Genomic DNA, 26695 nt, shown 5'->3' with positions numbered 1-26695 from the left:
TTATTCCAAATATTTGGCTATCGTCTGGCCGTAACGGACACTCTTTTTGCCGCTTACCAAAAGATCAAACATGTTCTCTTCACTGATAATGACTATGGTCGAACCCATCTCAAAACATCCAAAATCATCGCCTTTGTTCAAATATAGTTCTTCATACTCGTAAACGCTTTGACTGTGCGCATTCGCATTTGTCTTGATGCGCGGCTCAAAAGAGACCTGCATCACACCCACGTTCAAGGCACCGACAAGAACCATATAAAATACTTTTTTATCCAAGGTTTCGCATTTTATGACAACGCGCTCGTTTTCTATAAAAAGGTTCACTCTTTTTTTCAGCGAAGGCATATTTACCGGGTAAAGTTTTCCCGGTATATGGACCGCTTTGAGGACTTTGAGATTCATCGGAATATGGTAACGATGGTAGTCTTTGGGCGAAAGGTAAAAGTTTATGAACTGGCCGTTATGTACCGCTTTTTTCTCTTCATCGCTGAAATTTTCTCCCAACAGTTCATCCGTACTGTACTGCATCCCTTTTATCTGCAGCGCATAACTCTCATCAAGATCTCCGCATTCGGATATCAGCGAATCGCATGGAGAGATAAAATCGGCTCCGTCTAAACTATAATGTCTGTTTTCTCTTAAGCGGCGCGTAAAAAGTTCATTGAGACTCTTGTATGTCGCCGGTGAATGAAACTCGCTCATATCAAGCCCCATCAAGGATACGTAGCTTTGGTTCACGATACGCTGAAACCATGAAGGGAACTTATGCGATGCGAATTTTCCAAATTTTTGTGATATTAAACTCGTTATATGTTTATTCAAGATTTTATCTCCCTCTTTGCTATCTCTTCTATCAATACGGTTGCATACGAGCCTTTTGGCAGAGAAAAATGAAGCTCATACCAGGCTTCTTCCTCTTTGTACTCTCCCTCTACGTTTTCTGGAAATATCCAAGCATAGCGTCTGGCACCGTCGGCTGCGATCTTCTCGTCATAATCTTTTTCGATTAGCCTTGCTTCATCTTTCGCCTGCCATGCCTTTTTACCGCATAACAGCCCGGTTATCGAGACTTTTTTCTCTTCAAATCTTTTTATATCGTCCTGATCGCCTTCAAAATTGAAAAGACGTCCGTGCGGATAATGTTCTATGACATCTCCGACTATCATCTTAAACGGATGTGTCTGCTCTTTCATCTGCTCCAAAGTATGTTTTGAAAGGTTCAGCATAGGTTCCAGTTCTTTAACGCTAAAACTGTTTATTAGCGCACTTATCTCCAGGCGGCGGCTGAGCCAAAGATTGAAAAGATGGCTCTGATACGAGTTTATAAGCAGTTTTTTCACCTTTGGATTACGCTCTTTTGCCTGACCCCGAGCGACTTTTTCTCCGAGAATATAGTTATCGCCGTCATTGCCGAAACGCTGGTATCCGAAGAAATTGGGAAGTCCGAACTCTTTTATATGTTTCAGAGCCAAAGATATTTTTTTGGCATTTGTAGGATTGACTTTTTTCAGACGGATAAAAAACCTGTTTCCTTTGAGATGCCCCGTTCGTATCTTGTTGTCATGATATGTTTTTGAAAGTATCTTGATATCGGGATTATCAAAGCTTTCCATCTGTTTTTCATATTTTTTATTGACGGAGATATACTGCTTGGTCATCGCGTTCTTGTCTTTGAGACCGGCATAACCGATCTCTTTGGCTTTGATGCCAAGATATACGCATATCTTGTCTATCATTTCCCATGTAGTAAGGTTTTTTTTCCTTACATGCAAAATAAGGTGTTCCCCTTCACCGCTAAACTCGTAAAGCGGTATCTCATCTACCACGAAATCTCTAGCCGTTTGTTTGAAAACAAAATCTATACTAGAGTGGTTCATACTATAAAAACGGTTCATATTCGCCTTTTAAAAATGGTGTGGTTTGCACCTGTTTTTGTATCTTTTTCTCGCTGCTTTTGCAAAGACGGTGATCGGCGTTCTCGTCTGTGCCGCACGTCTTTGCACCGCTTTTTTCTCTCTTGCGCCGAATGATACGAGCATCTCATACTCTTCGCCGCTGCAGCCTATATCTTTTGATATTTTTTTTAAAAAATCGTATCCTAAAGCATTTACAGACGACAGTTTATCCAAATCACTGAAAATACCGTCTGAAATATCCATACCAGAACTCAAATATCTTGTAGCACGGGAAATAAAAGCATCTCTGAGCATGATATTTCTAAACTTCGATCTCGGATGAAGCACTCCGCCTCTCAGCAGCTTTTTGAGATCCTTTTTAGAATCTCCTATCCTTCCCGTATAAGCCAAAAGGTCTCCCTTTTTCATCCCACGCCTCAAAAGAGGTTTTTTCGTTTTAGAGATTATCGTCACGCTGATATCGAGCTTGCTGTTGGAGATAGTGTCTCCGCCGATAATGTCGATACCGTATTTTTCAGCGGCTTGTATGAAACCCGAAGATATCTCTTTCATTCCCGATCTGCCTATATCTTTTGGCATTGCGACCGCGAGCAGTGCATAAAGAGGTGTTGCGTTCATTGCAACTGCATCACTGATATTGACTATCATAGCCCTGTATGCTATCTCTTTTAAGCTCATCCAGTTCCGTTTGAAGTGAACATCTTCGAAAAATGCGTCTTTTGAGTAGACATACCCCCCTATTAACGCCCCGTCGTCACCGATTCGTTTACTTTTTATGCTAAAATGCGATATAAAACAATCTTCTAAATTCATGGGGATATTTTATATAAAATGTGATTAAGGATATGTTAAAGTATATCCCTATAAAATAGCTATATATTGTGATACTATGGTTATCATAGTGATACAAAGGACAACAAAATATGAAGTTCTCTATAAAATCGATATTTAAAAATCTTCTATTTTTTTTAACACTCAGTTCTTCATTGCTGTTTGTTATCTCTCTTATTGAAGTCAACAGATATGCATCGTTCAACAAGATCAAAAGTATTAAAGAACAGAAACTGCTCGTAAATAAGATGTACGATCTTGGAAGAAACGATATAGATTACAGTATTATCCAAGTCCGCGGAATGAGTGCCGAACTCAAAACCGAAGCCCTCTCTTTAAATACGATATCGTCATACGACTTTTTGTGGAATATTTTGGGAATGAACGGCGACTTTGAAAAAGATACGAATAAACTTTTAGTGCTTGAAGATGAATATATCGCCAAACTAAGCGCATATTACGAAAACAATACAAATCAATTGGATCGAAAACTGCAAGAACTCACCGCTTCGAAACAAGCGGTTTTGAATCTGCTCAACGAAATGATCTTTAAAAACGTGGATTATGATTACAGAAAATTTTCCATAACACAGTGGCTTATCTATCTTACGTTTCTTAACTCTTTGATAGCTTCCTTCTGGTATTATAAAAAACTAAAGATCATATATAATGATATAAAATCTCTTTTTGCCGTAGGTCATGAAAAAACATCCGAAACCGCGGCAACAAAAGAGATAGACGCCATCCAGCTGAGAATGGTAAGAAAACCTACCACGACCCAAAATCCAAGTATGGTGGATCCCGTTACGGGCATAAAAAACTACAAAGGGATGATCCACGCATACTCCGAGAAAAAAGGGATGAAAGACAGTAATTACACGACCGTTTGTGTCTTTGAAGTGGATAATTTCAAAAAATACGACAAAGAGCTTCCTAAAGAGCTGAGCCAGTCCATCTTGAAAAAGATCTCTTTTATTATGTCTCTTTACGAGCAGCCCACGGATGTTATCGCACGCATCGATTTCGATCAGTTCGCGGTAATACTTTCAAGAGATTCAAAAGAAAAAGCTCTTAACGATTGCGAATCTATCAGAAAAAGCATCGAAGAGGCCGTATTTAAAGATCCAAAAGGCGCAAAGATACCGTTTACGCTCAGCGGAGGCTTTGTCATAAAACAGAGTAACAGATCGTTAGAAGATACTATCTCGCATGCCAAAGAAGTGTTGCAAACTGCAAAAACAAACGGATATAATCGTATCGCCCAAATACGCGACCACGCTGAAAAATTCTAAACCTGTTACAAAACGGAACTTCTAATAAGCTGTTTTTAACTTATAAGTGATTCAAATAGTAACATAACGCCAGTTCGTTCGAATAATAATCAATTTTAATCTTACACAAGCAATATCCAGATACAATAAAGGCATTATTTCTCTTAAAAAGGAAAGCAAATTGAGTATTCCTATTTATACTTATGATGCAGTTATCGTCGGAGCTGGACTAGCAGGTTGTGCAGCTGCGCGAGAACTACAAAATGCAGGCAAACATGTTGCTGTTATAACTAAACTACACCCTCTTCGCTCTCACTCCGGTGCAGCGCAGGGCGGGATCAATGCAGCTCTTAGTGATAAAGACAGCATAGAGTTACACGAGTTTGATACCGTAAAAGGTTCTGATTATTTGGCTGATCAAGACGCAGTCGAATTTATGTGTCAAAAAGCGCCTGAAACAATTCGTTGGGCAGAAAGAATGGGTGCGGCGTTCAGCCGTACCGCAGACGGCAAGATCGCACAACGTCCTTTTGGAGGTCAATCATCTCCTCGTGCATGTTATGCAAAAGACAGAACAGGTCTGACACTTTTGCAAACTATATATGAGCAGGCTTTTCGCGCAGGCGTAAAGTTTTGGGATGAATGGTATGCGGCAGACATCATCTATAAGGACGGAAAAGTCTCCGGTGTCGTAGCGTTTAACATCCGTGATATGCAGATGGCGATCTTCAATGCGAAATCCGTATTGTTCGCCACAGGCGGTTATGCACGTTCGTTCAAGATCAACTCGAACGCACATGCAAATACGGGTGACGGTCTTTCTATCGTAGCCCGTCATGGTCTCCCGCTGGAAGATATGGAGTTTGTTCAATTCCACCCCTCAGGTCTTTCCGGTAACGGCGTGCTTATCTCTGAAGCAGCCCGCGGTGAAGGCGGACGCCTCTTCAACTCTAAAGGCGAACGTTTTATGGAAAGATACGCACCAAACGCACTTGAACTTGCTTCACGTGACGTTGTGAGCCGTGCGATCATGAACGAGATCCGTGAAGGCCGCGGTGTAGGACCGAGAAAAGATGCAGTTTTCTTGGATGTAACGCACTTAGGAAAAGAGTTGATCATGGAAAGACTTCCCGAACTTCGTGATCTTGCCATCACTTTCCTTGGTCTTGATATGATTAAAGAACCTATTCTTATCTCCGCTACGGCTCACTACTCTATGGGCGGTATTCCTGTTGATATTCCTGGTCACGTCCGCAAAAACAACGATGAATTCGTCGAAGGTTTCTATGCGGCGGGAGAATGTTCGTGTGTGTCTGTCCACGGTGCAAACCGTCTTGGTGCCAACTCGGTTCTTGAAGCACTTCTTTTCGGACGTTTTGTCGGTAAGACGATGGTTGAAGAGATCGACAGCATTCCTCTTAGAAAAGCAACTCAAGAAGATGCAAATACCGCATTAAACGAGATAATCTGGATACTGAACAACAACGGAAACGAAACCGTTCCCGCTTTACGTGCAGAACTGCAAGACAGCATGACGCATAATGCAGGTGCCTTTAGAACACAAGAATCTTTGGAAGAAGCCGTCAGAAAAGTAAAAGAGCTGCGCCAGAGATTTAAAAATATCCGTATCGCCGACAAATCAAAAGTGTTTAACACAGAACTTCAAGAAGCGATCGAACTCGGACATATGCTTGATTACTCAGCCTTTATCGTAGAAAGCGCGGTCGCAAGACGTGAAAGCCGCGGTGCCCATTATAGAGAAGATTATCTAGAACGCGACGACGTCAACTTCTTAAAACACACGATGGCATATATGGATAAAAACGGCGATCTAACACTTGACTATATGCCTGTAACTCTTGGTAAACATGAGTTAAAAGCAAGAAATTACTAAGGAGATTACAGATATGGGTACTCATAAAATCACTACACAAGATGTAACTTTTAAAGTATTTCGTTTCAATGCTGATGAAGATTACCTTCCATACTATAAAGAGTATAAGATGGAAGTCACTTCTGAAGAGGTTGTACTGGATATATTAAATAGAATCAAATGGGATCATGACGGCAGTTTTTCTTACCGTCGCAGCTGCCGTCACGGAATATGCGGTGCTTGTGCCATAAAAGTAAACGGCCGTGCCACTCTTGCTTGTAAAGAGAGCATGAACGATATGATAGAACTTTTCGGTAATGAGATCACGCTGGAGCCTCTAAGCATCAAACGCTCGGTAAAAGATATGATCATCGACAAGGGCGATTTCTGGGAAAAACACGCACAGGTACAGCCGTATCTTGTAAGCGATATCGAAGATAATCCCGAATCAGAGCATCTTGTCTCTCCTGAAGAGGCTGAAAGACTGCTTGATTCGGATATCTGTATTCAATGCGGGGCTTGTCACTATGCTTGTCCTGTCGTAGAGGTCAATGAAGATTTCATCGGTCCTGCAGCGTTTGCAAAAGCATATCGTTTTGAAGCCGATGTTCGTGATGAAGCGGGAACTTCCCGTATCAGCGAAGTCAACCAAGAAGCTCAAGGCGTGTGGGATTGTGTCAAATGTTATGAATGTCAAGAAGCATGTCCAAAAGAGGTCAACCCAATTGAGAAGATCACGAAACTTCACAATATGATCTTTACTAAAGGCGTCGCTAAGAACAATGTCGCAACGCGTCATGCCGTCGGCTTCAAACATTCTATCGCTAAACACGGGCTTTTGGACGAGGGTGAACTTGTCCGTTACTCCGAAGGAAATATCGGTGTGATCAAACATGTTCCAGTCGCTATAAAAATGTTTAAAAAAGGTAAGATAGTATTGCCTTGGAATATGCCAAAAGCAGATAAATTGGATGAGATCAAAAAACTTGTCAAATCATCATCTACAGCTAAGTTCTAGGAGTTATAAGCAATGAAAAAATTAAGATATGCACTTTTTACAGGTTGTACCGCTAAAGAGAGTACTCCTGAGCAGATGATGTCGACTATGGCGGTTGCACGCAAGCTCGGAATAGAACTTATAGAACTGACTGAAGCTTCTTGCTGCGGGGCCTCACATCTGCAGGATTATGATGATTTCTTGTCATTGGTACTTAACGCCCGCAATATCGCATATGCGGAAAAACACGGTCTTACAATGGTGACGATCTGTAACACGTGTCAGCTAAACACGGCTATGACAAAACACAGACTCGATAATAACGCCGAACTAAAGTCCAAAGTGAACGAAAAGCTTGCCGAAGTCGGATTGGAGTATAAAGGGACATCACATGTCACTCACTTCTTGTACGCATTGATCGACGATTTCGGTTTGGACAAGATCAAAAGCATGGTTGTCAAACCTCTTAGCCAATTTAACATCGCACCGTTTTACGGCTGTCACAACATCCGCCCTTCCGAGCTTCAAAACGAATCTCACAAAAGCGCGGAGAACCCGTACAATCCTACCTCGCTGGATGATCTTATCATCGCTTGCGGCGGTATGAACGTCGATTATAATGAGAAAAACAAATGCTGCGGTTTCCATGCTGAGCTTCAGGCTCCTCGTACTGCTGCGATTCTTACAGGAAATGCGGTTGCAGGTGCGATGGATGCAAATGCCGACTGGATGGTCACACCTTGTCCTTTATGCCACCTCAAGCTTGATACACAAACAGGTCATGCTTCTAAAGAGATCGGCCGCGAGGTAACGCTTCCTGTACTTCATATGCAGCAGATGCTCGGTCTTGCCCTTGGATGTACATATGAAGAGTTAGGTCTTAAACACCACGTTACCGACGTCAACTTCATATAGTCGTCGTTCTCAAGCTTTGGCTTGGGAATTTTGTGACATTGCCCTTTCATCCGCATAAAGGTGAAAAAACAGATATGTACAAAATCTTCAAACTCTTATCTACTCTTATTGTTGCATTATTCATAAGCGGATGCAGCGCTTTAGTATCGACAAGGTCTCTGCCTTCCACGACGCTGCCAAATAAAAATCTTCATGTAAATAAAAAAATTTTAGCTATCCCCGTCTATTTTAAAGGTTTCGAGCTAAACAGCGATAATATTGAGCTCAAGCACTATGAAGGCATATTGCAGGCGGAACAGTTCTGGATCGCTTCTCCAAGCGATGAACAAAAACTGCAGCTAAAAGAGTCTGCTATAACACTTATAAACGCAGGTTTTGTTCGAGAACTAAAAGCACAGGGTTTGGATATAGAAAATATAGATGCAGCCAAACCTGACGACCCGGAAGGGTTCAAGCTCACAGGAAAGATCAATAGGATCGTCATCAAAACATACGGAGCGGGATTCGGCGGTTTCGGCTCAGCGGGCGATTATTGGGAATGCTACCTTTACCTTGATAAGATAGAGATGACCTCCTTTGACGGTACTCAGACCTATCTTCTTGACAAACCTGCAACAATCTATGCAAAATTAAACGGTTCACCTATTAAACTGGGAAGTTTTCTTGAGGGGTTCATCTGGATGGCAAAGCTTGCAGACAATCCTTTTACATCTCTTCCGCAGTACTACATGAACAATATAGTCCACTCTCCCGTCGAAGTCGCAGGAAGGATATCAGCCCGTATGTTTTTGCAAAAATTAAACGATAACATAATAAAGTAATACTATGTCAAACTCGATAGAAATAATCTCATGGAACGTCAACGGAATACGCGCAATAGCCACAAAAGAAGCACTCAAGTGGCTTGATGAAAGAGATACCGACATCCTTTGTCTTCAAGAGATAAAAGCCTCACAGGACCAGATCCCCGACACTCTTTTTGCAAAACAGCATAACGAGATCATAATCAACAGCGCCGATAGAAAAGGCTACTCAGGGACTGCTACCTTTTCTGCGATCAAGAGTGATTATACCTCTACATGCAAAGATATCGACACTATGAACGAAGGACGCATCATAGAGCAGCATTTCGGCGACGTGGCGCTGTTCAACGTCTACTTTCCAAACGGTCAAAAAGATGATGAAAGGCTCTCGCATAAAATGAAGTTCTATGATGATTTTTTAAAACATTGCGAAAAACTGCGCGAAGAGGGAAAATCGATCATTATCTGCGGCGACGTAAATACCGCTCACCGCGAAATAGATCTTAAGAATCCAAAGGCTAACTCTGAGCGCTCAGGTTTCCTGCCGATCGAGCGTGCCTGGATAGACAAGCTGCTAGAACATGGCTACATTGATACTTTTCGCTATGTTCACGGAGATGTGGAAGATGCTTACAGCTGGTGGAGTTACCGTTTTAATGCACGTGCGAACAATGCAGGCTGGAGGATAGACTACTTTTTCATATCCGAAGATCTTGCAGAGAATCTGGAAGATGCTTTTATCCTTTCAGATATCACCGGCTCGGACCATTGTCCCGTTGGAATAAAAATCTCTATTTAAAAATCTAAAGGGCTGATTAACTTCGCTTTATTTATTTCCGAAACAACATGCGTATAAATCATAGTTGTTTCCACACGTTTATGCCCTAACAATTCCTGAATACTTCTTAAATCTATGCCTGCTTGTAGTAAATGAGTAGCATAACTGTGTCTAAAAATATGATGCCGCCTTTGTTCACTGCTTCTTGGATCAGTTGCAATTTTGATATTTTGAGCTGTTTTATATATAATATTCGTTGAATAAATAGTTATACAAGGAAGTCGAACTAATTATGGACGATTTAATAAGATCATTTGATGTTCCAATTATCCGGAATCTTACTCGGGAAAGGGAATGGTCTTACAGTAACTATTTTAATCAAATTTTGGAAGCTATTGAATTCCATTGCGAAGGAAGTCCAGTTTCTGATTATATGAAGCATCAAATATCCAGAATAATGCATCAAGGCTATGTTCTAATTAATGAAATCCCTTTTTCCTCGCCTGTTAGGTCAATTTATGAATCAATGGAAAAGATTGTTTCAGAAGATAATTGCAGAGGAGTTTTAAAAAATATTACTAAGCAGGTGGGGTTCCCTGTCTTACATACTCATTTTGCACAAAGCTCATGCATAATTGAAAATTGGAAAAATTTCGCACATCAAACTAATCTTTCGCAACAAGCCTTTTCAGTTGAAACCATGTATGAATCATTGATTTCATCACTGGATAAGCCTAAAAAAACTGGTGAATGGATTGTGTTCAGTAAAACTGATAATGGAATTGTTTTTTGGTGCATTTGGCTACATAGTGCTGGAGATGAGAAATTGATTGAAATTATAAAGAATCAGTGTGTATAACAAACTAAAGGAGACCAATCAAAAATCCGCGGGCGGCTTTTTGATTGCTCATTTTAAACGTTATTTTTTCGGCCTAAACGCTTTTATGACTTCTTCATTCGTCTCTATATACGGCCCTTCTATAAGGTCGATGCAGTACGGTACTGCAGGAAATACCGCATCGAGACATTCACGGATCGATTTTGGTTTTCCCGGAAGATTGATGATAAGAGACTTTCCTCTGATACCCGCAGTCTGGCGCGAAAGGATCGCCGTCGGGACATACTGCAGGCTCACCTGACGCATAAGCTCTCCAAAGCCCGGCATCATCTTTTGACATACGTTTTCCGTGGCTTCGGGCGTTACGTCACGCAGTGCAGGACCCGTTCCTCCTGTTGTCACGACCAGACAGCACCCTGCTTCATCACAAAGCTCTTTCATCGTCGTTTCTATGACGTCTTGTTCATCGGGAATACATCTGTAGACTATCTCGAACTCGCTTGTCAGATAGTCTTTCATCGTGTCTTGTATCGCCATTCCCGAGATATCTTCATATATCCCCGCACTTGCTCTGTCGCTTGCCGTGATAACGCCTATCTTTATTTCTGCCATTAAAAAAATCTCCTATTTCGTTTGTAAAAAATGGTTCGCACCTTTGATAAGATACGTGGTTGCGTACTCTTTGAAAAACTCGTTTGCTCCCTGTACATCGATGATCCTGTCTTCGCTTCCGAGATATACTTCGACATGGACTCCGCTGTGTACTATCTCTTGAAGTTTGGAGCTGTCCCACTCATATTCGAGCAGCTCTTTTAGTTCGCTCTCTTTTGTCAGGATATGCTGCGTCTTTTTCAGCTCATGGGGTTCAAAGCACCCTTTTATAAAGTGGCTGAGATAGACCTCTTTGTTTTTTTTGTATGCCATCAGCTGTGCCCGTTTAAAGCTTTCCGGCTTGGTCTGGAAGAACGCCGGTGAAAAAAGCTGGAGTGTATCGACTCTGTCTTTGCAGGACATCGTGTATTCAAACGCCTTGATTGCTCCGTAGCTAAATCCCGCTACCGTATATATCCCCTCTTTGATATACTGCTTAAAAAACGAGACATCGTCTTTTAAAGAAAACCCGCTATAGTACACCATCTAATTTCCTTATGATCTCGTTTTTAGTGATGCTCTCACGTTCAAAAAGAATACCTTCGACATAGTCCAAAACAGCGTTTAGACTGCTTAGAGTTTCTCTTGTTTCGAGGTAAAGCTTATTTAAGATAGAATCTTCCTGCTCTTTGGAGGCAAAAAGAGTCTCTCCCATACCAAAATCCTCTATCATCTCTTTGATAGCCTGTTTTGCTTCATCAAGATCGACCTTTGCACTGCTGGAATGCTCGTTATATTTCAGTTCGCATGCAGCAACTCCCGCTAAAAGCATCTTTATGCGCGATTCTATCTCATGTTTTAAAAGCGGCGTCGTGACGGGCGGAGTCATGGTCTCGTTGGATAAGAGCAGTTTCTCAAAATCGATGTCAAAGACCGTTGCAGCTACGGCTTTACCCGCCTGATAGCATACACGGTGCGCTTTTTGCTCTTCGTTGAGTATCAGAAGTTTTCTTTTGCCGAACATCACCTTGTCTTTTACTTGATAGAAATGTTCCATCGTGACCCTTGCGGTGTTTTGGCGGAGGGAAAGAAGTGCAGCCTCATTAACGAGTGCTGCGAGCGACGCACCGTTAAAACCTACCGTCATATTTGCAAGAGCGTTTATATCCGTTTCATTTGGGATACTTGCCAGATACTTGGAGATGATGGAGGCGCGTTCATGTTTTGTAGGAAGATCGACAAAGATACGTCTGTCAAAACGCCCCGCGCGTAAAAGCGCATTGTCTAAAACATCTATCTTGTTTGTCGCCGCAATCACGATGATGTCGCTTGATTCTTCAAAACCGTCCATCTCCGTAAGAAGCTGATTGAGCGTCGCTTCACGCTCGTCGTTACGGTTTCCGTCACGCTTTTTGCCGACTGCGTCTATCTCGTCTATAAAGATGATCGCCGGTGCGTTTTTCTTCGCGGCGGTAAAAAGATCATGTACTCTTTTTGCCCCCATACCGACATATATCTGTACAAACGAAGCACCGCTTTGGTAGAAAAAAGGTACATCCGCCTCCTTTGCAACCGCTTTTGCTATCATCGTCTTTCCGACGCCCGGAGGTCCCACAAGAAGTACGCCTCTTGGCATCCTCGCACCGAAGTTTCTATAGCGTTTCGGGTTTTTCATAAAGTCGATTATCTCCGAAAGCTCTATCTTGACCTCGCCTATTCCTCCTATATCGTCAAAAGAGACATTCGGCCGTATAGCCTGGATCGGCTCGTTTGAGGAGATCGGAGCGGTCGAATCTAACGGATTTGATGCATGAATAAGCATTTTGTTCTTCTGATACCATCGAAACATGAATGAACCCACACCCAGCATCAAGATCAGTACAAGAAGATAAAGAAGAGAACTCTGCCCGTTTTCTATCTCGACCTCGTAATCCACAAACATCTTTGGAGACACCTGTGAACTCGCTATTTTGTAAAGTCCTTTTCGTGTCTTGAGATAAACATACTCTTTTGTCGCAATGACTTTCGTAACACTGTGGTTTTCAAGCAGTTTTTGTGCATCACGCAGCGTTATGGCATCGGATGTATCGCGCAAAATGGCAAACAGCACAAGCGCTATGATAAAAAAAGCCGACACATAGATGGCGATATTATTATATTTAGATTTGAGCATAGTTATATTCATCCTTCACAATATAATCCCTACATGTAATCCAATTTCCGCTTAAATCTTCATCTGATTTTATAATTACCTTATTGAAATACTGATCTAATCCGTAATACGTATCCTCATTTTTTTGGCTTTCTATCAGTACATCAAGTTCGTTCATATGAGTTTTTCTAAACTTCAGATTTTTTGCGTCTATTAGGGCTGTAAGTTCATGCAAACGCTCTTTGGCAAGCTGCCCGTTTATCTCGCTTTTCATAGCTGCGGAAGGTGTTCCGTCGCGTTTTGAGTAGGTAAAGGCATGAACATGCGTCAAAGGAAGCCGATCTATGTTTTGCATAGCTTCTTTCCATAACGCTTCGCTCTCTCCCGGATGTCCGACTATAAAATCGGTACCCAGAGCGAACCCTTTTTCGCTCAGCATATCAAAGAGTTTAACATCGTTTTCATAGCGGTTGCGTCTGTTCATAAACTTCAGCATCTCAGGCGACGTATGCTGTAGTGCAATATGAAGATGGCGCTCCAGCCATGGCTCGGTAAGTATCTCTTTAAACTCGTCATTTACCTGGATCGGCTCCAGACTTCCTATCCTTATACGTCTGACTCCCCGGATCTGGCTCATTTTCTTCATCAAGCGGGCGATGTTCGTGCCCTCGCCCGTTCCGTAGCTCCCTACATTCGTACCCGTGAGGATGAACTCTCCAAAACCGTTAGCCGAAAGTCTGTATACCTGTTCGAGTATGCGTTTTTCATCGAGGCTTCGCGCATCGCCGCGTACAAAAGGGATGATACAGTAATTGCACCTGAAGTTGCATCCCTCTTGGATCTTGATGAAAGCCCGGCTTTTGCCTATAAACTCCTCGACGACCGCATCATCCACGAAATCAAGATCGCCCAGCTCGTAAAACGGCGTATTCTCTTTTAAAAGAGTGTTTATCTTCTTCTTTTCGCTCTGACCGAACACGCCGAAGACCTTTTTGTTTTCAAAAAGACTTTCACCTTTCGTATGCGCGCCGCATCCCGTCAAAAACACTTTTGCGCCGATACTTTTTTCGACATGGTTCACGTATGAGCGCACGGTAGTGTCCGCACCGTTTGTCACGGTACATGAGTTTACGACGACGACATCCGCTTCGGCTTCGTTCTCCGTTATCTCAAAATCCTGCAGGTTTTGCATCATCACCTGAGAATCAAAAAGGTTCGTCCTGCATCCGAACGTTTTAAAATAGACTTTTTTCTTCATCTACACCTCTTCCAGATACAGTTTCTGTGTCGGATACGCTATGGTGATATCGCCCGCTCTGTTGAACTCTTCTACTATCTCAAGCGAGATGGTGCTTCTTAGGGTCAGCGTGCCGTAAGCGTTTGTCAAGTACCAGGAACTGATGACGACGCCGTTTGGCTCTATGAAAGAGAATATCCTCGGCTCGACGTTCGTATTTTTAAGACTGTAGTTGTTTCTCAGTTTGTTTAACTGCTTACGGGTTATATCCGTATACCCTTTTGAATACTTTCTCGTGATCTCTTTACAGATATTGAGTGCTTTTTTATGGTTGGAATCGAAGGTTATGATTATATCTATCCCGTCCCAGACCGTTTTTAAGGAGTGATGCGTATAGTTGGCGATCATCCTTGTAAAAACATAGTTGTTTGGTATAAACACTATACGCCCCGCACGGCGGTTTTTATGGTACGACGTGAGAGTGATATCTTCTAAGATAGTCATACGCAGCAGCGAAATGTCCAAGACATCGCCGATATACATCATCCCGTCCATGTCCACGCGTATCCTGTCTCCCACATGTATGCTTCCGCCAAATACGATGACCAGCCATCCGAGAATGCTCATAAACCAGTCTTTCATAGCGATCGCGATACCTGCGGATGCAAACCCGAGGATGGTTACCATATATGCAACGTTCTCTATATAGTTGAAAAACAAGATCAACAAGATCAGCGTAAAATTGGTAAACGTAATAATCTTGTTGGCCGTATAAAATCTTTCATTGTCCGTTATGTATTTTTTTATTATGAGCTTTATTAAAAAAGATAAAACGAACAGGCTTACTACGATGATGCCGATCTTTATGAGTTTATATATCTGTTCTTCTATCTTTTTGTTGATGTTTATCTCGATGACCTCGATGCGTTTTTTATAAACGCTGTCCGTTATATTGATGGTGTCAAGGGCGATGGTAAATCTATCAAGCTGTTTTTTCAAAGCTTCGAGCGAGTCTTTGGTCTTTTTGTCTTTTTGCAAAACGATGAGATTATCGTATATCCCTTTTTTCATCTTTAGCAGCTCTATGAGCCTTGTTAAGCGCTCTTTTTGCTTTATATAATCTTCATGATTGTTACGCAGCTGTTTTATGAAAGAATATCCCGTAAAGATATCAAGAGGATTGTTTATAGGCGGTATCTCTCCTATCTCCGGCGGAGTAAGCAGCTCTGCAAAAGGGGTTGCATCCTTGCCTTTTAACTGAAGCATCTGATTTGAAAGAATATTCTCTTTGGAGCGAAGAGCGCTCAATTCTTCGATGTTTTGTCCGTATTTGTTGTTCTTAGAGAGCTTTGCTATTTTTGCCCGCACCTCGGCAAGATTGTTTTTGACCTCTATGGATGTCAGATAGGAACTGTAGTTTTTCATCCATACGCTGTCTGCGGGAATATCGTTATCGATTGCACTCAGTGACGCCGTATATTCTTGGATAAGATGCTGTTTTTGCTTTACAAATTCAGGATCGCTCCTATTGCCGTCTTTGTTTTGTACCGCTGCCGCCCAGACGGACGCGGTAAAAAATAAAACCAAAAGCAGTTTTTGCATCAAAGGGCCTTGAAGGATCTTAATACGTCTTTGACTACGGCGCTGTCTACTTCATCCGTGATTTTGACTCCGCCTATATGCTCTGGAAGGATAAAAGTGATCATCGTGTCCGAGCTTTTTTTATCAAGATAAAAGGCTTCATAAAAGCTTTCTATGTCTTTTACGTCGTAACTCACGGGCAGACGGTATTTTAAAAGAATATTTTTGATCCTCATCGCTTCATGTTCTGTCAAAAGTTCCAGCTTCAACGCCAGTGCATTTGCCATGACCATACCGATGGAGACCGCTTCACCGTGAAGATATGTTTTGTACTCTGTTTCGTTTTCTATGACATGCGCGAAGGTGTGTCCGTAGTTCAAAGCTGCCCGGAGACCTTTTTCCTTCTCGTCTTTTGAAACGACGTCCGCCTTTATCTCGACAGATTTTTTGACGGCTTCTGCCAGAAGCGTCGTATTGTTCAGATCATTTTCTTCAAGCCATGAGAAGAATTCATCATCGAACGTTACGGCCATCTTCACTATCTCCGCGATCCCAGCAGCGAATTCGCGTGAGGGAAGCGTCGATAGAAAATAGGGATCGATATAAACCGCATTTGGCTGATGGAACGCTCCTACGAGATTTTTGCCGTAAGTGTTATTCATACCGGTCTTGCCGCCCACGCTGGCATCCACTTGCGAAAGCAGGGTCGTAGGTATCTGAATAAAATCTATCCCTCTTTGGTAGATACTCGCCGCATATCCCGTCATATCGCCTATGACACCGCCTCCAAAAGCTATCAACAGTGAATTGCGGTTAAAACGGTGATTGAAAAGGTTTTCAAGGATCATATCGATCGTCTCTTGGTTTTTATACTCTTCACCGTCGGGTACGGTGATAACGTAGAGCTCTTTTGCAGAGATAGCATTAAGAAGATATCTGAGATGAAATCCCGCTACGGTCGGATTCGTTATGATCGCCGTTTTTGTATCAAAGTGTATATCTTTAAGTTTGTCAATCGTTATTTTATATGAATCATCCACAACTTTTTTAAGAGCAATATCTACTACCATCGTATACATCCGTCAAATTAAATTTATTAATTTTAGATAATACTTTATTTTTGCTTAAAAGTCTGTGAAACAGTGGTCTGTACAGAGACTTTAGAGTTGTACCGGGATAAATATCTGATGATATTCGTCAAGTTTATAATAGAGTCTTTCGCTGTCTGTCGAAAAGAGGGAGTACAGCTGTCTGCCCACCATCTTTTTGGTAAAAGGCAGCACCTGCAAAAAGTTCTCTTTCTCCTTTAGTTCGCGGATAGGGTTATTCCCGCTTTCGGTAATCTTGATCGATTTGGAAAAGATCGTGGCAAGATTGTTAAAATGCTCGATCACCTGCTCTTTATACTCGTCTTTTTCGTTCGTATAGTTGAAGAGTTCCAGATTGAATCCCATCTGCGAAGAGATATCGAAAATCGTGCTCGAAACCTTTTCCAGATCCCTGTTCTCGGTGAGTATCGCCAATGCGTCTTTGAGCTTTGAAAACGACCTGTTTGCAATTTTAAGTACCGGAACATGAGCGTCATAAAGCATACTTCGCGTATCGTTGTTTTTAAAGATATCTTTTGAGACCATGACAAGACCTATATGATATCTTCTGACATCCGTGTGAAAAGCGTCCTTTACGGACATCTCACTATAATCTATATCCACGGTTACACTGTCTGAGCGCAGCTTTTTGATATGCCGCAGCAGATCGATATCTCCCGGATTATAGACCTTTATATAGAGTTTGTGTTTGAAGTTTTTATGGATAAAAAGAGCGCGTCTGAGCAGATCTTTGACGTTTTGCGGTTTCTCTTTGGACATATCCACGTAAAGATAAAGGTTTGAACCAAAAGGCTCCGGAAACTGCCCGAGTTCACGCTTAATGGCACGGTAGACCGATTTTAACACTGAAGGTTCGCCGACAAGCAGCAAAAGATCGTTCGGATGGATCATGCGCCTGCTTGAAGGCATCATCAATTCGCGGTTTCTGTAGATAGCGACTATTCTCCATCTGTTTTGTTCAATAACGCCTATATGACGGTAAACGAAAGAACTTCCAAACGGGACAAGGACTTCCATTATCTCACCCTCTCCGAGCCCCACGTTCTGCGCAATCACGGGAACGTTAGGAAGATAATCAAGAAGCCTTGAAGCCATTATCTCATGCTCTTTTACATAAACGACGTTGGAATCTTTGTTCTTTATGTTCCATTGGTCCAAAACGATTATGCGAAGCTGTTTTTTTATTGCCCGTATATTTTTGATCGTATTTTCTACGTCTGAGAGGTTGTCCATCGCTATAAGCACCTGTACGAACTCCATCTTCAGAAGGTTGGCAAGCTTGTAAAGACTTGTCGGGTCGAACTCGTAAAACTTAAAACGTGCCGGGTTAGCGTTTTCATATACCGAAGCTTTCATCTGCACCACGTAGTAGATGTTGTCGCTTGTGTAAGTATCCACGACGCGCTCTATAAAATGATTGCCGATCTCGCTGTCGCTGATTATTAGAATCTTTTTCATAAACGTGATTATAGCAGAAGATAAAATAGTGTTATAATTTCAAACATTATATAATAAAGAGAATTTATGGAATTTCAAGTAGAAAAAGTATCGGGCAAAGCCAGAGCGTGCACCATCAAAACCGCTCACTCCATCATCAAAACTCCGGTCTTTATGCCCGTGGGGACCGTAGGAAGCGTCAAAGGTCTCGATATGGCGGACATGAACGAGCTTTTGGGTGCGGACATCATCTTAGCCAACACCTATCATATGTATCTGCGTCCGGGTGACGACGTGGTGGCAAAAATGGGAAAACTTCACGGTTTTACCACTTACCCGAAAAGTTTTCTCACCGACAGCGGCGGATTTCAGGCGTTTTCCCTCAGCGACATCTCAAAACCGAGTGAAAAAGGGATAGAGTTTAGAAGCCATATCGACGGCAGCAAGCATTTTTTCACGCCCGAGAAGGTCATAGATATCCAGCTCAATCTCGGAAGCGACATCATGATGATCCTAGACGACCTTGTGGCACTTCCCGCGACACAGGAGCGCATAAAAACATCCATCGAACGTACGACCGCATGGGCGGAGGATTCCATCAAATATTTCAGAGCCAAACAAAAAGAGGGGATCGGCACGGACCAGAACATCTTTGCCATCATTCAAGGCGGAACGGACAAGGCGTTTCGCACGAAATCGGCAACGGAACTCTGCGCGCTTGATTATGACGGCTTTGCCATCGGCGGACTCTCCGTGGGCGAACTCAACGAAGAGATGTACGATACGGTGGAGCACACGGTACAGTATATGCCGCAGGACAAACCCCGCTATCTTATGGGTGTCGGAACTCCCGAAGACCTCATAGAAAACATCGAGCGCGGGGTGGATATGTTTGATTGCGTCATGCCAACCAGAAATGCCAGAAACGGCACGCTTTTTACCTCGTTTGGAAAGCTAAACATCAAAGGCGCGAAGTTCAAACTCGACCACAAACCCGTAGATGAGGAGTGCGACTGTCTTACATGTAAGCGTTACAGCAGAGCATACTTGAACCACCTCTTCCGTGCAAGAGAGATAACATACTTCAGGCTTGCGACCATTCACAACCTGCACTACTATCTCACGCTTATGAAGCAGGCACGCGAGGCGATACTTGCGGACAGATATACAGAGTTTAAAAAAGAGTTTTACGCAAAAAGGAGCGATTCATGACACTTGGAGTAAACATAGACCACGTAGCAGTCCTTAGAGAAGCCAGACGCGTAAACGATCCCGACATTATGATGGCGCTTTATACCGCCGTACAGGCGGGAGCCGACCAGATAACCATCCACCTTCGCGAAGACAGACGCCATATCCAGGATATAGACGCACAAAAGATCATCGCATCCAGCGGTGTGCCCGTAAACCTGGAGTGCTCCGTAAATCAAGGTATCCTTGATATTGTCTGCGATCTTCAGCCTCACCGCGCGACACTCGTGCCTGAAAAACGCGAAGAGGTCACGACCGAGGGCGGACTTGACATCTTTAAGAACGAGGATGAGGTAGCCCGCGCGATAGAACAGCTGCACGATTCGCTCATTCCCGTCTCCCTGTTCGTCGATCCTACAAAAGAAGCGATGCAACAAAGCAAAGAGCTGGGAGCGGAGATGGTGGAACTTCACACGGGAGAGTTCGCAAACCTTTTTGCGATGCTCAACTCCTCGCTTAGCCACTCGAACCACAGCATCAAAGAGCTTGAGCTTCCGCGCTACGAGCTTGCCTCGCGTCTTGAAAAATCGCTCATAGCACTACAAGAGAGTGCCAAATATGCAAAAGAATTGGGTCTTGAAGTAGCCGCGGGACACGGTCTTAATTATATCAACGTCAAGCACATCACTGCGATAAAAGAGATAAGCGAACTCAACATCGGTCAAAGCATCATCGCACGCTCTGTATTCACGGGGCTTGATGCAGCCGTCAAAGAGATGAAAAGATTAGTCGGCGCATAATGAAAAAGATTGCCATCAGTATCGGCGATATCAACGGCGTTGGACTCGAGATCGCTTTAAAAGCCCATGAAGAGGTAAGCCGTCTGTGCCACCCTGTCTACTGCGTGGATGAGAAACTGCTTATAGAAGGCGCAAAACTTCTGAACGTGAAACTGCCAAAAGAGCTTATCTGCAGATCCGTTGATCTGGATATAAACATAGAGCCTTCAAAAGTCACCAGAGAAAGCGGTACATACTCCTATCTCTCGTTCTTAGAAGCGGTAAAACTTTGCGAAAGAGGCGAATGCGACGCCGTCGTGACTCTGCCCGTACATAAAGAAGCATGGATGAAGGCCGGGCTTAAATATAAAGGACATACGGATATGCTTCGCGATTATTTTAAGCGCGATGCCATCATGATGCTTGGATGCGAGAAGCTTTACGTTCCTCTTTTTACAGAACACATCCCGCTTCGCGAAGTACCCTCGCATATAAAAAAAGAGAAGCTCACCCGCTTTTTGCTCGATCTGCACAAGAGCATAGGAGGCAAACGCGTAGCGGTGCTTGGGCTCAACCCGCATGCGGGCGATAACGGAGCCATAGGCGATGAGGAAAGAGAGATAGAACAGGCCATAGCCCAAGCAAACGGGGAGATAGGAGACGAACTGTTCTTCGGTCCCGTCGTCCCCGATGTCGCTTTTGCACCCTACTTCAGAGACACGGTGCAGTATATCTGCGCGATGTATCATGACCAGGGGCTGGCTCCTCTAAAAGCGCTTTATTTTCAAGAGAGCATAAACGTTTCGCTCAATCTGCCAATCGTCAGAACATCCGTAGATCATGGAACTGCTTTTGACATTGCATACAAAAACAAAGCGGACACCCTAAGCTATATCAATGCCGTAAAAGCAGCCATAGAACTCTCTAAATAAACTCTGCACCGATAGTCAAAGCACCTAAAAGAAGCAGCATCAAAGCGCTCATCTTTCCTGCTTTATTTTTGGAAAAGATGTAGGAGTAAAAAGCTTTTAGGATGTTGTTGCTTCCCGCGGCTATGATGATAGCCGTCGATGCACCCGTAACCGTCACATTGAATTTCGATGACAAAATAGAGAGCACGAACGGATCTATATCCGTAAACCCGATGACAAAGGACAATACATTCAAACCGATATTGCCGTACTTTGAAAAAACGAAATGTGTGATAACAGACATCGCTATAAATAAAAATGCGAATATAAACGCCGTGGAAAGTTCGAGCGGGTTTTTGTCCTGTGCCCCGTCCACGTCTTTTACGGGTTCTTTGACCGCTCTTTTATAAAATATATACGATATGAGCGCACTCAAAGCCGTAAATACGCTAAAGGGCACAAGCAGTTTGCTCGCTATCTCGTAATCAAACGTATAAGCTATCCCCAAAAGCCTGATATACATAAAAGCCGTCGCCATAATGATGGATGACGTAAAAAGGTAGGGAGTATCTCCGCGCGAAGCTTTTTTTGCCAGTACGATCGTCGTAGCGGTACTTGAATATATCCCGCCGAGTATCCCCGCAAGCAGATAGCCTTTTTCTTTGAAGACATATTTTTTAAGGACATATCCCACATAGGAGAACATCGACACCACGACTACGGCCAACCAGACTTTAAAATAGGAAACAGGGATAAACTCCGATATGTTTGTATGCGGCAAAAGAGGCAGGATCACCGCACTTAAAAGAAGCAGTTTGGCAAAAGTCTCTATCTCTCGTTCATCAAAAATCGTATAAAAATGCCCCAATTTTTTGTTAAGATTCGAGATAAAGATTATGGCGACAAAAACAACTATCAAGAACCATATATCGAACTTCACTACTATCATCCCGAAGCTGTAAACAAGAGTACTCAGTAAGAACAAAAGTATTCCCGTACGGCTGTTTTTAAGCTTAAAATAGTAAAAAAGCGCAAAATGGAAGACTATCGCGATGTAGCCGATGATATAAAGAAGCATATCTATCTTGGCAAATATAAAACCGATAAGCGCTATGAACGAAAATGTTCTGACGCTGCCTATCTCTTTTGACGTATCATGGTGGACTCTGTACTCTTTTATCTCCAGACCGATCAGCAGCCCTGCCGTGATAACGACGATAAACTCGACCCAGACCTCGTTTAAAAATGATTCTAACATATCGGTGTCCTACTTTTTTATTAATGCAAAAAGCTTCTCTTTCGCATCTCGGATCTTCATATTGAAATATGCCTGCAGCTCTGAGAGCTGCTCTTTTGTAAACTGTTTTTTGTTCCTGTTTATGAGCTGAAGCCTTTTGCTGTTGTCCTGAATATTTCCAAAGGAGTCCTGCAACTCTTTTAGGTCATACACTTTTTTCAAAGCTTTGTCCTCTTTATCAAGATGTTTTTCATAAGCATCCAGCGCATATCGGAACTTTTTAAACGCTATTCTCAGTTTATGAAGTTCATGCAGAGATGTTTTGTGATCTATCTTGGCAAATCTTTTATAAACGTTTTTAGCACTCTTTTTTATTATCTCGTATCTGCTTGCTTTTTCTATGCCGCGTATCAAAATCTTAGTACTTTTACCAAGCGACTTCAGCTCTTTGACGCTCCTTTTGTACTCTTTATCCCGCAGCAGCGCCAAAAACTTCTTGTTTCGTTTGGGTGCAAATATCTTACGCAGCTTCTCCTTTGTTTCCTGAGCGCAATCGATCGAATCTATCTCGGCGAGAAAAAGGTCGAGATCGCGCAAAGAGGAGGTAGGTTTTAAGAGTTTTTTCAAAAGAGCCGAAAGGTTTAAAGCTCTTTTCTTATCCGTTTTTTTGCCGTATATCTCGCTGTACGCGTAAATCTTTCTTAAATTTACCCGATAACGGTGCAAAAGCTCGATATCGTTGTCAAGATGCAGTTTTTTATACAATCTCTTTGCAAGGACCATTTTGTTTTTAAATGATTTTTCAAACTTCAAAAACCGCCTCCTTTTTATACAAAGATCATCGTAACGATCACACTTTTGTGTGATATACTGATAAACAGATTATATTATAAGGTAAAAATATGAAAATAGCTATCGGTGTAAAAGATGATTCTCTGATTTTTTTTGGAAATGCCGGGCATACACCTGCATTTGCCGTTTTTGATATGACGGGAGGAGGGATGTTTCGTTCGTTCAAACTCGAAGAGATACGGGAAAACCCTAGAACGGATCTTGACGAACATGACCATGACGAAGACCACCACTGCGATCACGCGGATGACGACGCCGAGCATGTAGCCCAGCATTTTAAAATGGGAAAAGTATTGGAGGATTGTGATTATATCGTCGTAAAACGTGCCTGTAAAAACACGGCAAACGCAATGAAAAGCTACGGGGTAAAAATAGTCAAGTACGAAGGTTCTTCGCAAAAAGCGGATGCGATTTTAAAAGAGCTTTCTGGCAAATTTGTTTAAGATCTTATCTTTTCATAGATCTCTTTTCTGTCCTTTTCTATCTCTACAGCAGAGTTCAGGCTTTTATGCTTGAACTTTTTATATAGTTTATATTGAAAAAAGATACCAACGACACCTAAAACCGAAAGATAAATCAGCAGTATTTTCATATCCGTTTTGAAATAATCCAAAAGAATACTGCTGAATCCTCCCGCTATAATGGCCCCGGAGATTATGAACGACCTTATCATCAGATAGTCTTTGAGTTCCACATCCTCTTCTTGCATAAAATCCACCGTATGCACCCTTGCTATCTCAAACGTTATTCCCTGGACAGTGAATATGCTCAGTATGATGTAGGTAAACACAGGTATTGAAACGCTATAGAACATATAACTGCTCATCTGTACTATATCCAAAAGGATCGAAAACAGATATATGCGGTAGATACGTATGTTTTTAAAAAGCGGCTGTATGAAACCGTCAAGCGCACCGATGAGCATAAATATACTTATCATATATACGGGAAGATAGGTTCCTTCCAGCTTCGTGACAAACGGCAAAATGGTCCAGTCTATGTAAGTGATGATGAAGAGAACTAACGATTGGGTTCTAACAAACCTGCTCTTTTTTATCTCTTGGAAGATAGTGGCATAATTACGAAACGGCATCGCTTCTTTCCTGACAAAAAAACTTAATTTCCATTTACGATTGTACTACAATTTAAACACAATAAAGTTGTATAATTTGCATTGAATTTAAGAAAGAATCCAACTGACGGAAAAAACACAGATGATAAAAAAAGGGGCGAGACTGCGCATTCTTCTACTCGAAGACGATCCGCTGATAGGCGATATCGTCTCGGAGTTTTTAGAGGAGTGCGGTTATGAAGTCGTAAATGTGTTTGACGGAGAAGAAGCCGTAGACAAAGCGTATGAAGAGCGTTTCGATGCTTTTATATTCGACGTGAAAGTGCCCTTAAAGAACGGTTTTGACGTACTGAAATCTCTCAGAGCCGCAAAGCAGGATGTTCCGACCATCTTCATAACCTCACTTTCCAGCGTTGAGGACATGTCAAACGGCTATGACGCGGGATGCGACGACTACATAAAAAAACCTTTTGAACTCAAAGAACTTCAGCTGCGTCTTTCAAAACTGCTCAAAAGATCCTTTTCTCTTAACAATGAGGACAAGATCGTTTTAAACGATCTTTGGTCTTTTGAGCCAAATACCGGAAAACTAAGCGGCAAGGAAGGAGATCTTTTCCTGACGAAAAAAGAGACAAAGATACTCAAAACCCTTATATCGCATAAAGGGAAAATGGTCTCTCATGAACAGATCATAAATGCTGCATGGGATTATGACGATGAAGGAACAGAGGAAAATCTTCGTACATACATAAAAAAACTGCGCAAGATATTAGGCAAAGAGATGATACAAAACATACGCAAACAAGGATATCTGCTTGCTGTTAGCTGAAAAACGTTCTCTTTTAAAGTTCGTATCCGTCTTCGTTGCGCTCAACACGGTTTTTCTAGTCACGCTGTCCATCCTTTATTTCAACTACCAAAAAAACGTATATACGGAGATACTCCAAGACGAGATGGTCAACTATGCCGAAACGGCTTCTGAGTCGATCTATTACACCGACAACATAGAAAAACTGGACGATTTTCTGCTTCATGATGCAAGATTCGGCGTAGCTCTGCTGGATAAAAAACAAAAACTTATCTTCCCTGCACAAAACAGTTTTGATATAAAATTCAAAAAAGGTTTTTCCACTTACGGCAGTCACTATTTTTATATAAAGACGATAGAACTCGATCAAATAAAAGAGGTGCATTACCTTGTTGTCAGAGCCGATACCATAGACGAAGAACTGGCAAAGACGCGAAGAATCCTCTATATCGTTCTTTTCTTTTCGATCCTGTTTTTCGGGATAGTTATCTTCATCCTTTCAAAACTTTTTTTACGCCCGCTGCGCGAGTACATCGAACTATTAGACAGATTTATAAGAGATGCCACCCACGAGCTTAATACTCCCATCTCAGTCATCTCCATGAGTCTGGAAAGATTGGACAAAAATGATCTGAGCCGTAAGAACATAAAATCGATACAACACATTCAAGTCGCCACCAAAACGCTCTCTCATCTTTACGGAGACTTGACGTTTTTGATGTTTCCCTCACAGTCATACCCGATAAACAAGATACGGCTGGACAGCCTTATTTTGCAGCGCATAGAGTACTTCATGCCTCTTGCATCCGCAAAACATCTTCGATTTTCGACACAACTGCAAGAATGCGAGATCATGATTAACGAGCACATCATAAGCAGGATCATAGACAACCTTCTCTCAAACGCCATAAAATACAATAAAAGAGGAGGAGAGATAAAAGTGAGCCTCGGGCAAGATTCTTTGAGTATTTCGGACACGGGCATAGGGTTTGATACCGCTTTAAGCGATCAGATATTTGAACGCTATAAGAGACTCGAAAACAGCAGCGGCGGATTCGGGCTCGGTTTGAGCATCGTAAAATCACTGTGCGATATGTATGATATAGATATTCAGGTTCACTCGCAAAAAGATGTCGGCACCACTTTTACGCTCTCTTGGAAAAATTCACGAATTATTCACACTTCATGATATAAAATTCCCGAAGCACAAAAAATGTGTCATACATAACAAAGGAATTTTAATGAAAAAAATCATTGCTCTTGTTCTTGCTCTTGGCTTGACATCTGTATTTGCCACTGAAGCCGTTAAAGCTGATGCTAAAGCTGAAATGAAAACTGAAAAAGCCGAAAAAAAGGCTGAAAAGAAAGAGATGAAAGCCGAAAAAAAAGCTAAAAAGGCTAAAAAACACTCAGCTAAAAAAGCTAAAAAGCATTCAGCAAAAAAAGCTAAAAAACATACAGCTAAAAAAACTGAAAAAACAGAAGCAGCTGCTCCAGCAGCAAAATAATCTTATGA

General features: G+C 42.2%; 28 protein-coding genes. 14 read left to right on the top strand and 14 right to left on the bottom strand.

All coding sequences use genetic code 11. The annotated features are described in order from the left end of the window. Genes WCY03_RS05250 through WCY03_RS05240 form a run of 3 tightly spaced genes read right to left on the bottom strand, consistent with a single transcriptional unit; the run spans nt 1 to nt 2729 of the window. Nucleotides 1–822, bottom strand: a complete 822-nt coding sequence (locus WCY03_RS05250) for a phosphatidylserine decarboxylase (RefSeq protein ID WP_345993950.1) — start codon at nt 820–822, stop codon at nt 1–3. Further along, entirely contained in the window at nt 819–1895 is a 1077-nt protein-coding gene (truD, locus tag WCY03_RS05245) for a tRNA pseudouridine(13) synthase TruD (RefSeq protein ID WP_345993949.1), read from the bottom strand. Before truD ends, WCY03_RS05250 begins: the two co-directional genes overlap by 4 nt. Before the next feature lie 9 nt (nt 1896–1904). Further along, nucleotides 1905–2729: a thiamine-phosphate kinase gene (locus WCY03_RS05240; RefSeq protein WP_345993948.1), complete on the bottom strand. Its 825-nt coding sequence runs from the start codon at nt 2727–2729 to the stop codon at nt 1905–1907. Between the two features lie 110 nt (nt 2730–2839). Here WCY03_RS05240 and WCY03_RS05235 point away from each other — a divergent pair, with 110 nt between their 5' ends. From WCY03_RS05235 to WCY03_RS05210, 6 genes are all read left to right on the top strand, one after another. After that, nucleotides 2840–4039 carry a GGDEF domain-containing protein gene (locus WCY03_RS05235; RefSeq protein ID WP_345993947.1) on the top strand — a complete coding sequence of 400 codons (1200 nt, stop codon included), beginning with the start codon at nt 2840–2842 and terminating at the stop codon, nt 4037–4039. Between the two features lie 160 nt (nt 4040–4199). Then, nucleotides 4200–5912 carry a succinate dehydrogenase flavoprotein subunit gene (gene sdhA / locus WCY03_RS05230; RefSeq protein ID WP_345993946.1) on the top strand — a complete coding sequence of 571 codons (1713 nt, stop codon included), beginning with the start codon at nt 4200–4202 and terminating at the stop codon, nt 5910–5912. Nucleotides 5913–5925: 13 nt separating this feature from the next. Continuing rightward, nucleotides 5926–6909, top strand: coding sequence for a succinate dehydrogenase iron-sulfur subunit (gene sdhB / locus WCY03_RS05225; RefSeq protein WP_345993945.1), 984 nt, complete (start codon nt 5926–5928; stop codon nt 6907–6909). A gap of 12 nt (nt 6910–6921) precedes the next feature. Next, nucleotides 6922–7803, top strand: coding sequence for a CoB--CoM heterodisulfide reductase iron-sulfur subunit B family protein (locus tag WCY03_RS05220; RefSeq protein ID WP_345993944.1), 882 nt, complete (start codon nt 6922–6924; stop codon nt 7801–7803). 74 nt (nt 7804–7877) lie between these two features. Further along, complete coding sequence (locus tag WCY03_RS05215; protein WP_345993943.1) at nt 7878–8624, top strand: hypothetical protein; 747 nt, start codon at nt 7878–7880, stop codon at nt 8622–8624. Between the two features lie 4 nt (nt 8625–8628). Next, nucleotides 8629–9405 (top strand): exodeoxyribonuclease III, encoded by a 777-nt coding sequence (locus WCY03_RS05210; RefSeq protein WP_345993942.1) that lies wholly within the window; start codon nt 8629–8631, stop codon nt 9403–9405. On the opposite strand, the gene WCY03_RS05205 is transcribed toward WCY03_RS05210, so the two are convergent. After that, entirely contained in the window at nt 9402–9605 is a 204-nt protein-coding gene (locus WCY03_RS05205; RefSeq protein WP_345994064.1) for a tyrosine-type recombinase/integrase, read from the bottom strand. The two genes, WCY03_RS05210 and WCY03_RS05205, sit on opposite strands and share 4 nt — an antisense overlap. Nucleotides 9606–9676: 71 nt before the next feature. On the opposite strand from WCY03_RS05205, the gene WCY03_RS05200 reads away from it, so the two are divergent. Beyond that, complete coding sequence (locus WCY03_RS05200) at nt 9677–10243, top strand: hypothetical protein (RefSeq protein WP_345993941.1); 567 nt, start codon at nt 9677–9679, stop codon at nt 10241–10243. A gap of 60 nt (nt 10244–10303) precedes the next feature. On the opposite strand, the gene mog is transcribed toward WCY03_RS05200, so the two are convergent. From mog to WCY03_RS05165, 7 genes are all read right to left on the bottom strand, one after another. Next, complete coding sequence (gene mog / locus WCY03_RS05195) at nt 10304–10834, bottom strand: molybdopterin adenylyltransferase (protein WP_345993940.1); 531 nt, start codon at nt 10832–10834, stop codon at nt 10304–10306. A 12-nt stretch (nt 10835–10846) separates the two neighbouring features. Beyond that, the gene (bioV, locus tag WCY03_RS05190) at nt 10847–11359 is read right to left on the bottom strand and encodes a pimelyl-ACP methyl ester esterase BioV (protein ID WP_345993939.1); all 513 of its coding nucleotides are present in this window, start codon (nt 11357–11359) and stop codon (nt 10847–10849) included. Next, nucleotides 11346–12986, bottom strand: coding sequence for an AAA family ATPase (locus WCY03_RS05185; protein ID WP_345993938.1), 1641 nt, complete (start codon nt 12984–12986; stop codon nt 11346–11348). The genes bioV and WCY03_RS05185 overlap by 14 nt, the downstream gene beginning before the upstream one ends. Then, nucleotides 12973–14223, bottom strand: a complete 1251-nt coding sequence (gene mtaB, locus WCY03_RS05180; protein ID WP_345993937.1) for a tRNA (N(6)-L-threonylcarbamoyladenosine(37)-C(2))-methylthiotransferase MtaB — start codon at nt 14221–14223, stop codon at nt 12973–12975. Before mtaB ends, WCY03_RS05185 begins: the two co-directional genes overlap by 14 nt. Then, entirely contained in the window at nt 14224–15804 is a 1581-nt protein-coding gene (locus WCY03_RS05175; protein ID WP_345993936.1) for a mechanosensitive ion channel domain-containing protein, read from the bottom strand. It abuts the gene before it with no gap. After that, complete coding sequence (aroB, locus tag WCY03_RS05170) at nt 15804–16853, bottom strand: 3-dehydroquinate synthase (RefSeq protein ID WP_345993935.1); 1050 nt, start codon at nt 16851–16853, stop codon at nt 15804–15806. Before aroB ends, WCY03_RS05175 begins: the two co-directional genes overlap by 1 nt. A gap of 90 nt (nt 16854–16943) precedes the next feature. Beyond that, the gene (locus tag WCY03_RS05165; protein ID WP_345993934.1) at nt 16944–18350 is read right to left on the bottom strand and encodes a TrkA C-terminal domain-containing protein; all 1407 of its coding nucleotides are present in this window, start codon (nt 18348–18350) and stop codon (nt 16944–16946) included. 66 nt (nt 18351–18416) lie between these two features. On the opposite strand from WCY03_RS05165, the gene tgt reads away from it, so the two are divergent. From tgt to pdxA, 3 genes are read left to right on the top strand one after another with little or no spacing between them, the layout of a single operon-like run. Then, the gene (gene tgt, locus WCY03_RS05160) at nt 18417–19541 is read left to right on the top strand and encodes a tRNA guanosine(34) transglycosylase Tgt (protein ID WP_345993933.1); all 1125 of its coding nucleotides are present in this window, start codon (nt 18417–18419) and stop codon (nt 19539–19541) included. Beyond that, on the top strand, nt 19538–20320 hold the full coding sequence (locus tag WCY03_RS05155) for a pyridoxine 5'-phosphate synthase (protein ID WP_345993932.1): 783 nt from the start codon (nt 19538–19540) through the stop codon (nt 20318–20320). Before tgt ends, WCY03_RS05155 begins: the two co-directional genes overlap by 4 nt. Continuing rightward, the gene (gene pdxA, locus WCY03_RS05150) at nt 20320–21231 is read left to right on the top strand and encodes a 4-hydroxythreonine-4-phosphate dehydrogenase (protein WP_345993931.1); all 912 of its coding nucleotides are present in this window, start codon (nt 20320–20322) and stop codon (nt 21229–21231) included. Before WCY03_RS05155 ends, pdxA begins: the two co-directional genes overlap by 1 nt. Here the strand turns inward: pdxA and WCY03_RS05145 are convergent. Further along, nucleotides 21224–22468 (bottom strand): DUF4010 domain-containing protein, encoded by a 1245-nt coding sequence (locus WCY03_RS05145; RefSeq protein ID WP_345993930.1) that lies wholly within the window; start codon nt 22466–22468, stop codon nt 21224–21226. The genes pdxA and WCY03_RS05145 overlap by 8 nt on opposite strands. A gap of 9 nt (nt 22469–22477) precedes the next feature. Beyond that, entirely contained in the window at nt 22478–23260 is a 783-nt protein-coding gene (locus WCY03_RS05140) for a CHAD domain-containing protein (protein ID WP_345993929.1), read from the bottom strand. Between the two features lie 89 nt (nt 23261–23349). Between WCY03_RS05140 and WCY03_RS05135 the strand changes: the two genes are divergently transcribed. After that, entirely contained in the window at nt 23350–23742 is a 393-nt protein-coding gene (locus tag WCY03_RS05135; RefSeq protein ID WP_345993928.1) for a hypothetical protein, read from the top strand. On the opposite strand, the gene WCY03_RS05130 is transcribed toward WCY03_RS05135, so the two are convergent. Continuing rightward, complete coding sequence (locus WCY03_RS05130) at nt 23739–24392, bottom strand: hypothetical protein (protein WP_345993927.1); 654 nt, start codon at nt 24390–24392, stop codon at nt 23739–23741. The two genes, WCY03_RS05135 and WCY03_RS05130, sit on opposite strands and share 4 nt — an antisense overlap. Nucleotides 24393–24513: 121 nt before the next feature. Here WCY03_RS05130 and WCY03_RS05125 point away from each other — a divergent pair, with 121 nt between their 5' ends. The 3 genes from WCY03_RS05125 to WCY03_RS05115 are packed head-to-tail and all read left to right on the top strand — an operon-like array spanning nt 24514 to nt 26687. Further along, the gene (locus tag WCY03_RS05125; RefSeq protein ID WP_345993926.1) at nt 24514–25200 is read left to right on the top strand and encodes a response regulator transcription factor; all 687 of its coding nucleotides are present in this window, start codon (nt 24514–24516) and stop codon (nt 25198–25200) included. After that, nucleotides 25187–26368, top strand: a complete 1182-nt coding sequence (locus tag WCY03_RS05120) for a HAMP domain-containing sensor histidine kinase (RefSeq protein WP_345993925.1) — start codon at nt 25187–25189, stop codon at nt 26366–26368. Before WCY03_RS05125 ends, WCY03_RS05120 begins: the two co-directional genes overlap by 14 nt. A 52-nt stretch (nt 26369–26420) precedes the next feature. After that, nucleotides 26421–26687 (top strand): hypothetical protein, encoded by a 267-nt coding sequence (locus WCY03_RS05115; protein ID WP_345993924.1) that lies wholly within the window; start codon nt 26421–26423, stop codon nt 26685–26687. The last annotated feature ends 8 nt before the right edge of the window (nt 26688–26695 follow it).

It is taken from the genome of Sulfurimonas sp. HSL-1716 (assembly GCF_039645975.1).
Classification (GTDB): Bacteria; Campylobacterota; Campylobacteria; order Campylobacterales; family Sulfurimonadaceae; genus Hydrocurvibacter; species Hydrocurvibacter sulfurireducens.
This window is presented reverse-complemented; position numbering and strand designations above follow the sequence as displayed.

Excerpts from the sequence above, each read along its gene's own strand:
- mog (WP_345993940.1), bottom strand. The coding sequence starts at position 10,834 with ATGGCAGAAATAAAGATAGGCGTTATCACGGCAAGCGACAGAGCAAGT.
- tgt (WP_345993933.1), top strand. The coding sequence starts at position 18,417 with ATGGAATTTCAAGTAGAAAAAGTATCGGGCAAAGCCAGAGCGTGCACC.
- pdxA (WP_345993931.1), top strand. The coding sequence starts at position 20,320 with ATGAAAAAGATTGCCATCAGTATCGGCGATATCAACGGCGTTGGACTC.
- aroB (WP_345993935.1), bottom strand. The coding sequence starts at position 16,853 with ATGGTAGTAGATATTGCTCTTAAAAAAGTTGTGGATGATTCATATAAA.
- WCY03_RS05215 (WP_345993943.1), top strand. The coding sequence starts at position 7,878 with ATGTACAAAATCTTCAAACTCTTATCTACTCTTATTGTTGCATTATTC.
- WCY03_RS05125 (WP_345993926.1), top strand. The coding sequence starts at position 24,514 with ATGATAAAAAAAGGGGCGAGACTGCGCATTCTTCTACTCGAAGACGAT.
- WCY03_RS05185 (WP_345993938.1), bottom strand. The coding sequence starts at position 12,986 with ATGCTCAAATCTAAATATAATAATATCGCCATCTATGTGTCGGCTTTT.
- bioV (WP_345993939.1), bottom strand. The coding sequence starts at position 11,359 with ATGGTGTACTATAGCGGGTTTTCTTTAAAAGACGATGTCTCGTTTTTT.
- WCY03_RS05155 (WP_345993932.1), top strand. The coding sequence starts at position 19,538 with ATGACACTTGGAGTAAACATAGACCACGTAGCAGTCCTTAGAGAAGCC.
- WCY03_RS05200 (WP_345993941.1), top strand. The coding sequence starts at position 9,677 with ATGGACGATTTAATAAGATCATTTGATGTTCCAATTATCCGGAATCTT.
- mtaB (WP_345993937.1), bottom strand. The coding sequence starts at position 14,223 with ATGAAGAAAAAAGTCTATTTTAAAACGTTCGGATGCAGGACGAACCTT.
- sdhB (WP_345993945.1), top strand. The coding sequence starts at position 5,926 with ATGGGTACTCATAAAATCACTACACAAGATGTAACTTTTAAAGTATTT.
- WCY03_RS05210 (WP_345993942.1), top strand. The coding sequence starts at position 8,629 with ATGTCAAACTCGATAGAAATAATCTCATGGAACGTCAACGGAATACGC.
- WCY03_RS05145 (WP_345993930.1), bottom strand. The coding sequence starts at position 22,468 with ATGTTAGAATCATTTTTAAACGAGGTCTGGGTCGAGTTTATCGTCGTT.
- WCY03_RS05235 (WP_345993947.1), top strand. The coding sequence starts at position 2,840 with ATGAAGTTCTCTATAAAATCGATATTTAAAAATCTTCTATTTTTTTTA.
- WCY03_RS05165 (WP_345993934.1), bottom strand. The coding sequence starts at position 18,350 with ATGAAAAAGATTCTAATAATCAGCGACAGCGAGATCGGCAATCATTTT.
- WCY03_RS05115 (WP_345993924.1), top strand. The coding sequence starts at position 26,421 with ATGAAAAAAATCATTGCTCTTGTTCTTGCTCTTGGCTTGACATCTGTA.
- WCY03_RS05175 (WP_345993936.1), bottom strand. The coding sequence starts at position 15,804 with ATGCAAAAACTGCTTTTGGTTTTATTTTTTACCGCGTCCGTCTGGGCG.
- truD (WP_345993949.1), bottom strand. The coding sequence starts at position 1,895 with ATGAACCGTTTTTATAGTATGAACCACTCTAGTATAGATTTTGTTTTC.
- WCY03_RS05130 (WP_345993927.1), bottom strand. The coding sequence starts at position 24,392 with ATGCCGTTTCGTAATTATGCCACTATCTTCCAAGAGATAAAAAAGAGC.
- WCY03_RS05135 (WP_345993928.1), top strand. The coding sequence starts at position 23,350 with ATGAAAATAGCTATCGGTGTAAAAGATGATTCTCTGATTTTTTTTGGA.
- WCY03_RS05220 (WP_345993944.1), top strand. The coding sequence starts at position 6,922 with ATGAAAAAATTAAGATATGCACTTTTTACAGGTTGTACCGCTAAAGAG.
- WCY03_RS05240 (WP_345993948.1), bottom strand. The coding sequence starts at position 2,729 with ATGAATTTAGAAGATTGTTTTATATCGCATTTTAGCATAAAAAGTAAA.